The organism is Bradyrhizobium sp. WSM1743, assembly GCF_000473065.1.
Classification (GTDB): domain Bacteria; phylum Pseudomonadota; class Alphaproteobacteria; order Rhizobiales; family Xanthobacteraceae; genus Bradyrhizobium.
Genome location: NZ_AXAZ01000030.1, coordinates 1 through 13200, shown reverse-complemented (window position 1 = coordinate 13200; position 13200 = coordinate 1). Strand labels below are relative to the sequence as shown.

Annotated in this window: 14 protein-coding genes; 11 read left to right on the top strand and 3 right to left on the bottom strand. The window is 64.3% G+C overall.

The features are described 5' to 3' along the window. Positions 1-49: 49 nt before the first annotated feature. Positions 50-289, bottom strand: coding sequence for a 30S ribosomal protein S18 (gene rpsR, locus YU9_RS0118630; protein ID WP_007592020.1), 240 nt, complete (start codon positions 287-289; stop codon positions 50-52). A gap of 5 nt (positions 290-294) precedes the next feature. Then, on the bottom strand, positions 295-762 hold the full coding sequence (gene rpsF, locus YU9_RS0118625) for a 30S ribosomal protein S6 (protein ID WP_025035823.1): 468 nt from the start codon (positions 760-762) through the stop codon (positions 295-297). Between the two features lie 344 nt (positions 763-1106). Between rpsF and YU9_RS0118620 the strand changes: the two genes are divergently transcribed. The 9 genes from YU9_RS0118620 to gmk all read left to right on the top strand — a co-directional run bounded on the left by YU9_RS0118620 (position 1107) and on the right by gmk (position 9805). After that, entirely contained in the window at positions 1107-1811 is a 705-nt protein-coding gene (locus YU9_RS0118620; protein WP_027574179.1) for a TetR/AcrR family transcriptional regulator C-terminal domain-containing protein, read from the top strand. Positions 1812-1814: 3 nt separating this feature from the next. Further along, positions 1815-2840, top strand: coding sequence for a fatty acid desaturase family protein (locus YU9_RS0118615; protein WP_027574178.1), 1026 nt, complete (start codon positions 1815-1817; stop codon positions 2838-2840). Between the two features lie 173 nt (positions 2841-3013). Then, positions 3014-3973 (top strand): ACP S-malonyltransferase, encoded by a 960-nt coding sequence (gene fabD, locus YU9_RS0118610; protein ID WP_027574177.1) that lies wholly within the window; start codon positions 3014-3016, stop codon positions 3971-3973. A 102-nt stretch (positions 3974-4075) separates the two neighbouring features. Continuing rightward, on the top strand, positions 4076-4813 hold the full coding sequence (gene fabG, locus YU9_RS0118605; protein ID WP_027574176.1) for a 3-oxoacyl-[acyl-carrier-protein] reductase: 738 nt from the start codon (positions 4076-4078) through the stop codon (positions 4811-4813). A gap of 312 nt (positions 4814-5125) precedes the next feature. Beyond that, positions 5126-5365: an acyl carrier protein gene (locus YU9_RS0118600; RefSeq protein ID WP_008551805.1), complete on the top strand. Its 240-nt coding sequence runs from the start codon at positions 5126-5128 to the stop codon at positions 5363-5365. Positions 5366-5473: 108 nt separating this feature from the next. After that, on the top strand, positions 5474-6739 hold the full coding sequence (gene fabF, locus YU9_RS0118595; RefSeq protein ID WP_027574175.1) for a beta-ketoacyl-ACP synthase II: 1266 nt from the start codon (positions 5474-5476) through the stop codon (positions 6737-6739). Positions 6740-6865: 126 nt separating this feature from the next. Then, a complete protein-coding gene (mltG, locus tag YU9_RS0118590; RefSeq protein WP_027574174.1) occupies positions 6866-8140 on the top strand; it encodes an endolytic transglycosylase MltG in 1275 nt (424 codons plus the stop codon). 114 nt (positions 8141-8254) lie between these two features. Beyond that, positions 8255-9142 carry a YicC/YloC family endoribonuclease gene (locus YU9_RS0118585; RefSeq protein ID WP_027574173.1) on the top strand — a complete coding sequence of 296 codons (888 nt, stop codon included), beginning with the start codon at positions 8255-8257 and terminating at the stop codon, positions 9140-9142. A 3-nt stretch (positions 9143-9145) separates the two neighbouring features. Further along, a complete protein-coding gene (gene gmk, locus YU9_RS0118580; protein WP_027574172.1) occupies positions 9146-9805 on the top strand; it encodes a guanylate kinase in 660 nt (219 codons plus the stop codon). Here the strand turns inward: gmk and YU9_RS0118575 are convergent. Further along, positions 9738-10952, bottom strand: a complete 1215-nt coding sequence (locus tag YU9_RS0118575) for a hypothetical protein (RefSeq protein WP_027574171.1) — start codon at positions 10950-10952, stop codon at positions 9738-9740. The two genes, gmk and YU9_RS0118575, sit on opposite strands and share 68 nt — an antisense overlap. 689 nt (positions 10953-11641) lie before the next feature. Between YU9_RS0118575 and YU9_RS41815 the strand changes: the two genes are divergently transcribed. Together YU9_RS41815 and YU9_RS0118565 are read left to right on the top strand one after the other, a co-directional pair. Beyond that, on the top strand, positions 11642-12847 hold the full coding sequence (locus YU9_RS41815) for a serine hydrolase (RefSeq protein ID WP_051380432.1): 1206 nt from the start codon (positions 11642-11644) through the stop codon (positions 12845-12847). 93 nt (positions 12848-12940) lie between these two features. Then, positions 12941-13200 (top strand): transposase (locus YU9_RS0118565; protein ID WP_036017504.1); only part of this gene is annotated, 260 nt, incomplete at its 3' end.

The window sequence follows — 13200 nt, the reverse complement described above, 5'->3', positions numbered from 1 at the left end:
CAGAACGTAGCGACCGGCGGCGCAGCGGCCGCCGATCGAATTGGTCGTGTTAGCGAATGACGTAGGGCAAGAGACCCAGGAAGCGCGCGCGCTTGATGGCGCGGGCGAGCTCACGCTGCTTCTTCGCGGACACCGCGGTGATGCGGCTCGGCACGATCTTGCCGCGCTCGGAGACGTAACGCATCAGGAGCTTGGAGTCCTTGTAGTCGATCTTCGGAGCATTGGCGCCCGTGAACGGGCAGCTCTTGCGACGACGGAAAAACGGGCGACGTGCACCAGCTTCAGCCATTGGTCTTACTCCCCATCCGTGGTTTCAGCTTCATCGCGCGGACGGCGCGGACCGCGATCACCGCGGAAACCGCCCTCGCGGTCGCCACGGAAGCCGCCTTCACGCTCGCCGCGGAAGCCACCGCCGCGGTCGTCACGCTCGCGATCACGGTCGGCCTTGCGCATCATCGCGGACGGGCCTTCCTCGAGCTCCTCGACGCGGACGCTGAGATAGCGGATCACGTCCTCGCTGATGCGCTCCTGGCGCTCGATCTCGGCGATCGCCGCGGACGGCGCGTCGATGTTGAGCAGCACGAAGTGCGCCTTGCGGTTCTTGTTCATGCGGTAGGTGAGGGAGCGCACGCCCCAATTCTCGGTCTTGGTGATCTTGCCGCCGAGACCTTCGACGATACCGGTCATCTGCGCAGTCAGCTCTTCGACCTGCTGCGGGCTCGCGTCCTGACGCGCGAGAAAAACATGCTCGTAAAGAGGCATGGACGTCCTTTCCTCATGTTGGCGCATCGCCCGGCGTCAAACCCTTAAGAGACCTTCGGAAAGGACTCTGGGATCAAGCTCAGAAGGCGGAAACACGGGACGACGGGCCGACTGGCCCTGCCACACCAAAATCACGAATGATTTGCTGAGACCGTCCGTTCAGCTCCCGGCCGGGGTCTGCGGATGCGCGCCTTATACGGATTTTGGCCGGCTTTGCAAGGTGGAGGGGGCATTTTCGACCCAGATCCTCTCGGCGCGACGAGGTCAGACTCATCCTCCCATACCACATCCGGCTTGATCTATTTGTTTGTATGTCATACAAATAAGTAGCAAAGAGGACCTCCATGGCGAAAACGTCGGCTGATGCGCCGCTAGAGGCAGCAGGCGACCCCAAGCACGCTGTGCGCGCGACGCGCTCGGCCGGCCGCAAGATGCGGTCGCTGCTCTTGGATGCTGCGAGCCCGCTGTTTCGGGAGCGGGGGCTATCTGGCACGGCGATCACCGACATTGCGGCCGCCGCGGACGCGTTCCCGAGCCAGATCACCTATTACTTCCGCACCAAGGAGGCGCTGTTCGTCGAATGCGCCTGCCGCGATCTCTTGTACCTGGCGCGCGCCACCGAGCAGGCGGCGCTGAAGGCGCGCACGCCCCGGGATTACACCCACGCACTGGCCGAGACCGTGACGGCGAGCGATTCGGTCGCTTTCTTCGCCGAAGCGCTGGCATTGACGCGTCGTCGCCAGGATCTCGCACCGCTGGTCGAGCGGACCATCGAGCGCCTGCACAGCGAGGGCGCACGCGCCTATGCGGGCCAGGTCGAGCGGCACGGCTGGCGTTCCCTGCGCGCGCCCGACGAAAGCTCGCGGCGCTTCTGGGCCGTCGCCATCGGCGTCATCCTCGAAGGCTATGCGATGGGCCGTTCGCCCGAGGAGCTCTGCGCCGAGATGCTGCGCGTGCTGGGCGAGCAGGCGAAATCCACTGAAGACACCGGGCGCCTGCGTCTCGTCGAGGAGCGCGACGCATCCAGTAATTCGAATGGAGAGGATTAGGCCATGACCGCGCTTCGCATTCGTGCCCGCGATTTCCTGACCGATGATCAATTGGCCGAGGTGCGCCAGCGCCTGACCTGGAAAGGCGCTGCACTGATCGCGCACGCCTGGGCGTTGATCATTGGAGCCATCGCTCTGGTCGCCTGGTGGCCCAATCCGGTGACCTATATTCTTGCCGTCGCCATCATCGGCTCGCGCCAGCTTGGGCTAGCGATCCTGATGCACGACGGTGCACATGGCTGCCTGTCCGCCGACGAGAAAACCAATCTGGCGCTGAGCCAGTGGTTCTGCGCCTATCCGCTGTTTGCGGAGACGCGCAGCTACCGGCGCTACCACCTTCAGCATCATGCGCGCACCCAGCAGGAGGACGATCCCGATCTCGTGCTGTCGGCGCCGTTTCCGATCACCAGGCTGAGCTATCGCCGCAAGTTCATTCGCGACATCACCGGGCAGACCGGCTACCAGCAGCGCAAGGCACAGCTGCTCAACGCGCTCGGGCCAAAGGACTGGTCATGGCGGCAGCGTGCGGCGCATTTCTGGGAGATGCTTGGCCCGCAATGTGTGGTCAATGCGATCATGTTTGCGGCGCTCGCTGCGGCTGGCGTGTGGTGGGCCTATCCGCTGCTCTGGCTGGTGCCGCTGCTGACCTGGATGATGGTCATCACCCGCATCCGCAACATCGCCGAGCACGCTGTCGTCCCCGATAGCAACGACCCCTTGCGCAACACCCGCACCACGCATGCCAATTTTCTCGAGCGCCTGTTCATCGCGCCGTACTACGTGAACTATCACCTCGAGCATCATCTGTTGTTTTACGTGCCTTGCTACAATCTGCCGAAGGTGCATCGCCTGCTGAGCGCGAGCCGGTACGCCGGCCGCACGGAAGTGCAGCCGAATTACGCAGCGGTGCTGCGGCTGGCGACGGCAAAGCCGAACCGCGAGGATCGGCCGGGGCAACTGGTCAACAGTGCGCGCCGCGCCCGGGCCGGGGCGGAGGTCGATGCCAACCAGACTGCCGGCGGGTTCTAAGGGGCGCATTCCCCGTTGAATGCTGGTTCAGGTTCCCGTCTCGGCTTGACAGTGCGGCCCCGGACGGTGTCTACGGCCCCCTTTGGAGCATGATCCGGAACCATGGCCCAAGGCCGTGCGTAATCGGCTGCCGGTTCTCGAGAGGGATCATGCCTGACAAGCAGGGAGCGCCGATGACGGCAGCATTCACATTTCCTGGGCAGGGTTCCCAGGCGGTCGGCATGGGCAAGGCCCTGGCCGACGCCTTTCCGGTGGCACGCGCCGTGTTCGACGAGGTCGATGCCGCGCTTGGGGAGAAGCTGACGGCGATCATCTGGGAAGGTCCGGCCGAAACCCTCCAGCTCACCGAGAACGCCCAGCCGGCGCTGATGGCGGTGTCTATCGCCACCCTGCGCGTGCTAGAGGCTGAGGCTGGTTTTTCCGTGGGACGAGACGCGGCCTTCGTTGCCGGCCACTCGCTTGGTGAATATTCGGCGTTGGCCGCGGCCGGCAGCCTGACGATTTCGGATACCGCCCGCTTGCTTCGCACGCGCGGTCTCGCAATGCAAAAGGCCGTCCCGGTCGGCGCCGGCGCGATGGCTGCGCTGCTCGGTCTCGACTATGAGGCCGCCATGGAGGTCGCGGGCGAGGCGGCACAGGGGCAGGTCTGCCAGGCCGCCAACGACAATGGCGGCGGGCAGGTGGTGGTTTCAGGCGACAAGGCCGCGGTCGATCGCGCCGTCGAGATTGCCAAGGCGAAGGGCGCCAAGCGCGCGATGCTGCTGCCGGTGTCCGCGCCGTTCCATTGCAAGCTGATGCAGCCGGCTGCGGACGCCATGGCGGAGGCGCTGGCGAAGGTCACGATCAAGGCGCCGGCGGCGCCGCTGGTGTCGAACGTTCTGGCGAGCGCCATCAGCGATCCCGACGAGATCCGCCGCCGCCTGGTCGAGCAGGTCACCGGCACGGTGCGCTGGCGCGAGTCGGTCGCCTATATGGCCGGGCAGGGCGTCACCCGCTTCTTCGAGATCGGCGCCGGCAAGGTGCTGACGGGTCTCGTCAAGCGCATTGCGGACGGTGCCGTCGGCATTGCGGTCGGCGGTCCGAACGATATTGCCGCCGCCAAGGATGCATTGGCCGCTGCGAAGCAGGCTTGAAGCGCGATGAATGGTCATCGCGCTTGAGTTCTTGAGTTGACGCACGATCTTTCCGGAAAACCGCTGCGCACTTTTCCGGATCGTGCTTTGGAGGAGTCATCAATGTTCGATCTGACTGGCCGAAAGGCGCTCGTCACCGGCGCGACCGGCGGCATCGGCGGCGCGATCGCGCAGGCGCTGCACGCGCAGGGCGCCACCGTCGCGATATCGGGGACGCGGAAAGAGGTGCTGGACGAGCTTGCCGGCAAGCTCGGCGAGCGCGCCCATGTGCTGCCATGCAATCTTTCCAAGGCCGACGAGGTCGAGGCGCTGGTGCCGGCTGCGGAAGCGGCGATGGGCCAGGTCGACATCCTCGTCGCCAATGCCGGCATCACGCGCGACAATCTCTTCGTGCAACTCCGTGACGAGGACTGGGACGAGGTCATCAACGTCAATCTGACCGCGACCTTCCGCCTGGCGCGCGCCGCGACCAAGCTGATGATGCGCAAGCGCTTCGGCCGCATCATCGCCATCACCTCGGTGGTCGGCGTCACCGGCAATCCCGGCCAGGGCAATTATACTGCGTCGAAGGCAGGCCTGATCGGCATGATCAAGACGTTAGGGGCCGAATACGCCAAGCGTGGCGTCACCGCGAACTGCATCGCGCCCGGCTTCATCAAGACGCCGATGACGGACGCGCTCAACGACAAGCAGCGCGAAACGATTCTGACCAAGGTTCCGGCCGCCCGCCTGGGGACACCCGAGGACATCGCTGCGGCCGCTGTCTACCTAAGCTCGAACGAAGCATCCTATGTCACCGGGCAGACCATCCACGTCAACGGCGGCATGGCCATGATCTGACGCCTCGTGCCGCGCCGCCCGTCACGGCGGTGCCGCATGCGGCAAACGGCCGTTTCCGGAGCGAAATGAGGCTTGTAGTCAAGGCAATTGAAGTATGATAACCGGACCTTCAACGGATGGGCAAAGAACGCCATTGCAGGTTTTTGAAACCCTGTATATTGGCGATGCGGAGCCTTTGGCCGTCGTTCGCCGGGGCCTTTATCGGTTAGGATGGGCCAATTCAAAGTTCGTAAGCGAAGGCAGTCAAACGACCACGACGGCTCGTATCGTCCCGGGGGGTCGGGTCTACAGGGAACAACACGAGGTTAAGCAATGAGTGACATTGGCGAGCGGGTTAAGAAGATCGTGGTCGAACACCTTGGTGTTGAACCCGAGAAGGTTGTCGACAACGCGAGCTTCATCGACGACCTCGGCGCCGACAGTCTGGACACCGTCGAGCTGGTGATGGCGTTCGAAGAGGAATTCGGTTGCGAGATTCCGGACGACGCTGCGGAAACGATTCTCACCGTCGGCGACGCCACGAAGTTTCTCGAGAAGAACGCGAAGAGCTAAGGCTCTTCATTTTCGCGGGGACAACATTGAAACCGGACGGGCCGCTTCGCAGCGGTCAGCCGGTTTCTTGTTATTGGCCGTGAATCTTTCGATGCGGAGTTTTCGGATATGAGGCGGGTCGTCGTCACGGGTCTCGGCATGGTCTCGCCACTCGGCTGTGGCGTCGAGCCGACCTGGAAACGCATCCTCAACGGCGAAAGCGGTGCGCGCAGGATCGAGAGCTTCGATGTCTCCGATCTGCAGACCAAGATCGCCTGCACGGTTGTGCGCGGCGACGGGTCGAACGACAGCTTCAATCCCGACAAGTGGATGGAGCCGAAGGACCAGCGCAAGGTCGACGACTTCATCATCTTCGGCATGGCCGCGGCCGGCCAGGCGCTCGACGATGCCAACTGGCATCCCGAGACCGAAGAGGACAAGTGCGCGACCGGCACCATGATCGGGTCCGGTATCGGTGGCCTCAACGGCATCGCCGATACCGCGATCCTGTTGAAGGAGCGCGGACCGCGCCGGGTGTCGCCGTTCTTCATTCCGGGCCGCCTGATCAATCTCGCCTCCGGCTACGTCTCGATCGCGCACGGGTTGAAGGGGCCGAACCATTCGGTGGTCACGGCCTGCTCGACCGGCGCGCATGCGGTCGGCGATGCCGCCCGCCTGATCGCGCTCGGCGATGCCGACGTGATGGTCGCAGGCGGCGCCGAGTCGCCGATCAGCCGCATCGGTATTGCCGGCTTCAACGCCGCGCGTGCGCTCTCGACCGGTTTCAACGAGACGCCCGAGAAGGCCTCGCGTCCCTATGACAAGGACCGCGATGGCTTCGTGATGGGCGAGGGCGCCGGCGTCCTCGTGCTGGAAGAGCTCGAGCACGCGAGGCGCCGCGGCGCCAGGATCTACGCCGAGGTGATCGGCTATGGCCTCTCCGGCGACGCCTACCACATCACCTCGCCGTCGCCCGATGGCGATGGCGGTTTCCGCAGCATGTCAGCGGCGCTGAAGCGCGCCGGCCTGACGCCGTCCGATCTCGACTACATCAACGCGCACGGCACCTCGACGCCGCTCGGCGACGAGATCGAGCTCGGCGCGGTCGAGCGTCTGCTTGGCAATGCCGCCTCCAAGGTTGCGATGTCCTCGACCAAGTCGTCGACCGGCCATCTGCTCGGCGCGGCCGGTGCGATCGAAGCGATCTTCGCCATTCTGGCGATTCGCGATAATGTCGTGCCGCCGACGATCAATCTCGACAATCCGTCGGTCGAGACTGCGATCGATCTCGTGCCGCACAAGGCGAAGCAGCGTGAGGTCAACGTCGCATTGTCGAACTCTTTTGGTTTTGGCGGTACCAATGCGTCGGTAATCGTCCGGCGTTTGGCCAGTTAGTTTGCGTTTGAGACGAATCCACCGTTTTGCCGTATTCGGCGATAGTCATGGACGTGGGCGCGTGCATTTTGGCAGGGCAAGCGATTGTCGGGCCGCGATTGAACCGGCAGGATTCAGGTTGTTTCGATGAGTGAAAGGCCGCCCATTTCACCCCGGAGTCCGCGGGCCGCGCTCGAGCCCGAGCAGCTCCCGCCGCCGCCCAAGCGATCGGACCGCGCGCGCAATCCGATCGTGATCGTCGGCAACGCCATCATCACGCTTCTGCTGATCGCCATGCTCGGCGCCGGCGGCGTGTATTATTACGGCCGGCAGGTGTTGGAAGCACCCGGGCCGCTAAGGGAAGACAAGATCGTCAACATCCCGCAGCGTGCGGGCAAGCGCGACATCGCCGAGACGCTGAACCGGGAAGGCGTGACCGACGTCAATCCCTGGGTGTTCATCGCCAGCGTCGCCGCGTTGAAGGCGAGCTCGGACCTCAAGCCCGGCGAGTATTCCTTCCAGAAGAACGCGTCGCTGCGCGACGTCATCGCCACCATCGTCGAGGGCAAGGTGGTGCAGCATGCTGTCACGATTCCGGAGGGCCTGACGTCCGAGCAGATCGTGGCGCGGCTGTCCGACAACGACATCTTCACCGGCAGCGTGCGCGAGCTGCCGCGCGAAGGCACGCTGTTGCCGGAGACTTACAAATTCCCACGCGGCACCACGCGCGAGCAGGTGATCCAGCGCATGCAGCAGGCGCACAAGCGCGTGCTGGCCGAGATCTGGGAGCGCCGCAATCAGGACATTCCGGTGAAGACGCCGGAGCAGCTGGTCACGCTGGCGTCCATCATCGAGAAGGAAACCGGCAAGCCCGACGAGCGCAGCCGCGTCGCCGCGGTGTTTGTCAACCGCCTGAAGCAGCGGATCAAGCTGCAGTCCGATCCCACGATCATCTACGGGCTCGTCGGCGGCAAGGGCACGTTGGGCCGGCCAATCAAGCGCAGCGAGATCACGCAGCCCTCGCCGTACAACACCTATGTGATCGAGGGCCTGCCGCCGGGCCCAATCTCCAATCCGGGCCGCGCCTCGCTCGAGGCCGCCGCCAACCCGGCCCGCACCCGCGACCTCTATTTCGTCGCGGACGGCACCGGCGGGCACGCCTTCACCGAGACCTACGACGCGCACCAGAAGAACGTCGCGAAGCTGCGCGCGATGGAAAAGCAGATCCAGAACGACACGGTCGAGCCGGCCGAGGACGCGCAGCCCCCGGCCGCCGCCGCGCCCGGACCTGCCGACACGCCGACTGCGACCACGCCGGCACGGCCCAATCAGCAGAAGAAGCCGCCGGCGGCGCGCCCGGCCAATCCCGCGCCGGCCCGGCAGGGCGCGGTGCAGTCCTCGCCGCCGGTGGTCCAGCGCTAGGTCTCGCAGACCATGCCTGCGGACATTGCGGATTCCACTTTCCGGCAAAATAGTCTTAAGATTCGCGTGGCTTGATAGCCTCGCGAATCCCGTGTTCCTGGAGAATCTGAACTGATGGCGCTGTCGTCCATGACCGGCTTTGCCCGAAGCCACGGCGCGAGCGGGCCGTACACGTTCGAATGGGAATTGAAGTCGGTCAACGCCAAGGGCTTTGACCTCAGGGTGCGGCTGCCGCAGGGGTTTGACGAGCTCGAGGCCCATGCCAAGAAGCGTGCCGGCGAGCTGCTCTCGCGCGGCACCGTCTACGCCAATCTCAACGTCAAGCGCACCAATGCCGCCGCCACGGTGCGCGTCAACGAGGACGTGCTCAACGCGGTCCTGAAGGCCGCTGCGCTGATCTCCGGCAGGGTCGACGCGGTGGCACCGAGCATCGACGGCCTGCTCGCCATCAAGGGCGTCGTCGAGATCGCCGAGCCCGACGGCGACGAGGAGGAGGACAAGGCCGCGCGGGCCGCTGCGGCCGACGCCTTCGACAAGGCGCTCGCCGATCTCGTCGAGATGCGCAAGCGCGAGGGCACGTCGCTCGGGCAGATCCTGACCCAGCGCGTCGACGAGATCGAGCAGCTGGCGAAGAAAGCCGAGGCCGCACCCGGCCGCAAGCCGGAGGCGATCAAGGCCAGGCTCACCGAGCAGATCGCAACCCTGCTCGACACCTCTGATCGTTTCGATGCCGATCGCCTGATGCAGGAGGCGATCCTGATCGCGACTAAAGCCGACATCCGCGAGGAGCTCGACCGCATCGCCTCGCATATCGCGCAGGCGCGCGAGCTGATGGGCAAGGGCGGCCCGATCGGGCGCAAGCTCGACTTCCTGGCGCAGGAGTTTCACCGCGAGGTCAACACCTGCTGCTCGAAGTCGAACGACATCGAGCTGACCAACACGGGGCTGGCCATGAAGAACGTGGTCGAGCAATTCCGCGAGCAGGTCCAGAATCTGGAGTGATCGATGACGACGGGCGGTCACGGAACTGACGGTGTCGAGCGGCGCGGATTGATGTTCGTGCTGTCCTCGCCCTCGGGCGCGGGCAAGACGACGCTGTCGCGGATGTTGCTCGAGCGGGAGCCTGGCCTGAAGATGTCAGTATCGGCGACCACGCGTGCGATGCGGCCGGGAGAGGTCGAGGGGCGCGACTATTTCTTCGTCAGCAAGCCCAGATTCGAGACGATGGTGGAGCAGGGCGAACTGCTCGAATGGGCCACCGTGTTTGACAATCTCTACGGGACGCCGCGTGCTCCGGTGGAGGCGGCACTGTCGGCCGGGCAGGACGTGCTGTTCGACATCGACTGGCAGGGTACACAGCAACTGCACCAGAAAGCGAGCGTCGACGTGGTTCGCGTCTTCATCCTGCCGCCCTCGGCGGCCGATCTCGAGAAGCGCCTGCACTCGCGCGCGCAGGATTCCGACGAGGTGATCCGCAAGCGCATGAGCCGCGCCAGCCACGAGATGAGCCACTGGGCCGAGTACGACTACATCGTCATCAACCGCGACGTCGACGAGGCTTTCGCCGAGGTGCAGTCGATCCTGAAGGCCGAACGCCTCAAGCGCGAGCGGCGGATTGGCCTCGTAGGCTTCGTGCGAAGTTTGCAAGGTCAGCTTCAAGGTTAGGCCGCGAGAGGCGCGGCCCTTCCTTCGCCAGCTGCTCCAGCATCGTCGTGATGAGGTCGACGTCGACGGCATCCTGATCGCGGCCTGCCGGCGCCTCATCGCGATCCGCACCAATTTCGTCGGCGGCTAGCTTGGGTGCAGCAGCCCGATCGAACAACTTGATCTCGACCTCGGCCGGCTTGATCTCGACAGGTTCTGCGGCAGGGACTGCAGCGCGCCGCTTGCGTGCTTCGATCAGATCGATCTCGCGGCCGATCGCGGCAAGTTTCGTCACCTGTCTTGTCGGTTGCGGACGTGCCGCATCGAAGTCGACGGGGCGCGGCGGCCGGACGTCGGCCGGCTGTGAAGCGAGCCAGGGCGCACGGCTTCCGTCCTGGTTCTGCGCCTCCCAATCGCCCCAATGTGCGTGACGGTCGGCGGACTGGAGGCGGACGCGCGCGCCGGCGAAGCGGTAGATGAGGCTGGCGAGGATCCCGGCGAGCGCCAGCGCGCCGCCGATCACGAGCATCAGCATCTGGACCGAACCGGTCGGCTTGTCGGTCGCGCTGTCTGCCGTAGCGAGCGCCACGGGCGACGGGGATTTTGACGGCTTTGCGCTCGGCTGAGCGGCTGCCGCGACAACGGTCGGTGCCGGCGGCGGCGCGGGTGGAGCGGACGCTGTGGAGACATCGGGCCAGGGCGCGGCGCCCGCGGGTTGCTGCGCGTTGCCGTCGGCGACCTGGTCCCCGGATTGTTGTACCGGTGTCGCGGCGGCGGCTTGCGCAGGAGCGTTCGGCGTATTGGGGGCGACGCCGCTCCGCGGCGTCAGATATTCGGCGCGCGCGTCCTGCACCGCATGCTGCTGCTGCGGGGCCGGCGCATCTGCCGCCGGTGTATCGCTCGTGGCCTGTGTGGTCTGCGCGGTCCTCGCGCTGTCCTTGTCGCCGGCGGCGCGCAGATACCAGCATTTCCGCTTGGTCGTGCGATCGAGGCGATAGTACCAGTGCTGCCCCTGCGGCGCGGCGTCCTTCGGCGCTGCCAGGCAGTCGGCAGCCGCATTGGCCGTGCTCGATGCGGTGGGCGCGTTCTGCGACACCGCGGCCAAGGGCGCGCCGGCAATGATGCTGGCGACGAGGGTCGAAATGAACTTTGCGGCGCGGTTGCCCATCCTGGTCTCCCGGTTACGCATGACGCAACTCTCAACCAGCCCTTTGTCATCAAAGACTTGGGTGGCAATGAGCCGCAAATCCGGAGAGGATGTGGCTTGAATCGGGCCTGCGGCGCGTTCGTTCCATGGCGGCCCCACGTTTCGCTCATCCGATGTTCTGTCGAGATCGAGGTTCCGCAACAGCGAAGGCCGGCGCCATCGGACCTCGTCTTGCGCATTAGAGTTCCCATCCCGCGGCGCCAATCGGCTGGCCGACAGCGGCCATGGCCTTGCATTGCCGCGCCATGTTTTGCCGGAGCTTTGCTTCGTCAGTCGGGGTGTCCGGCAAGGATTTGATTTCGTTCGTCCGGATTGCCCCGGCCGATTTCCATTAGGCAACAGTTTCAGGCCCATCGCGACAACTACCGCCAACGCTTTGATGTCGGCCGTGGGTGGTAAACGGGACGCCACTTTGGCCCAGGCCGAACCGACGCAATTGACCCAACTTCGACACCGCGAAAGGTCGACTGGAAGCCGTCCTACTTTGAGTTGAGGTTTTTTAGAAGGCGTCCATGATGCGTGTGGTCAACGTCCGCTTGAGACTAGTCGGGGAAGCATGCGTCTTGCTCTGAAAAAACTAAAAGTTCTTGTCGCGATTGTGCTTCTCGGCGTTTTGGCATTCAGCGTCTGGCTAACCTTCATCCCGCCCGATGGGCAAACGCGACGCGGCTGCGGTCATCGGAACCGACGTGGAGTTTGCGCTTCCTCGTGTCGTCAAAAGTATGAAAATCAGAGTGGACACGGCCAAACAGCGCGTGGAGGTGGCATATCGAGGCCTGTTTGCCAAACGCTACGCCCAATATGAGGAGGGACGTGGTTGCACATTGGTCTCAAAGGACGAGCTCCCCGACCGCACCGCGCCGCCTTTGGCCCCAGCAACGTCCGCTGCGCTCTGGCCGGCCGGCGAGAGGGTAGAATTGTCCAATGACAAGCGTTTGCTGGCGGCGCTGAACGATCCAGCGCTCCAGGGACCTGGCATGCGCGCAATCGTCGTGGTCCATGACGGACGCATTGTTGGCGAGACCTATGGTGAAGGCTTCAACGCTTCGACCCCCTTACTCGGCTGGTCGATGACGAAGACCGTGAACGCCGCCTTGGCCGTGGCGGTCAAGGACGGAAAACTTTCGCTGGATAAGAAGAATCTGTTTCCGCAATGGGCCGGCGACGCGCGCGCGGAAATCTCGGTGGCTGATCTGATGGCCATGACAAGCGGATTGGAATGGAATGAAGATCAGGGTGATTCTCCCGACCCTGGACGATTGGAGAGTCTTGCGCGGGACGCGGCCGCTTTCGCGAGGGACCGCCCGCTCGTTGCCGCACCCGGAACGAAGTTCAATTATTCCGGCGGTTCATCCGTCCTATTGGCGCGGCTCTGGCAGAACGCGATTGGCGCGGACGCGCGCGCTTATCCGCGGGAGCGATTGTTCAAGCCTTTGGGCATGACCAGCGCCGTTCTCGAATCTGACCCGTCAGGCACATTCCTCGGCGAAGGCTTTCTCTACGCCAATGCGCATGATTGGGTGCGTTTCGGCGAATTCTTACGCTTGGGTGGAGAATGGAACGACCAACAGCTTTTGCCGCTGCGATTCGTCGACTACATGCGTTCACCCGTGCCAGCGTCCGACCAGGGGCATGGCCCGGTCTACGGTCGTGGAGGGGTTTGGTTGGCGCGGGGCCAAGGATTCAACCTCCCGGACGACAGCTTCATGTTGCAAGGACACCTCCGCCAGGTGATCGCGATCATCCCCTCGCGTAAGCTGGTGATCCTGCGCATGGGTTTAACGCGGGAAGATATTGGGTACAGCGTCGCGAAACTGCTGTACGCGATTGTCGCGGCGTGCCGATCGAATAAGTGACGCGTACTTCCGGGTTTGGCCCAGGCCGTGTGAAAAGGCTCTGTTTGCTGTGATTCGGGCGATAAGATTTCCTGCGATTTTGCGGGGCATCTGATGAAGCGCTTTGTTGAAGGGGTGGATCGGGGGCAGAGCACGCTGTTTCCGTCGTCGCTCGATGACTATGTGAGCGAGGACAATCCGGTCCGCGCGGTCGACGTGTTCGTCGACGGTCTCGATCTCGGCAAGCTGGGGTTCGTCGGTGTCCAGCCACTCGACACTGGCCGACCGAGTTACCATCCCAGCACTATGCTCAAGCTGTACATCTACGGCTATCTCAATCGGGTGCCGTCGAGCCGGCGGCTGGAGCGGGAATG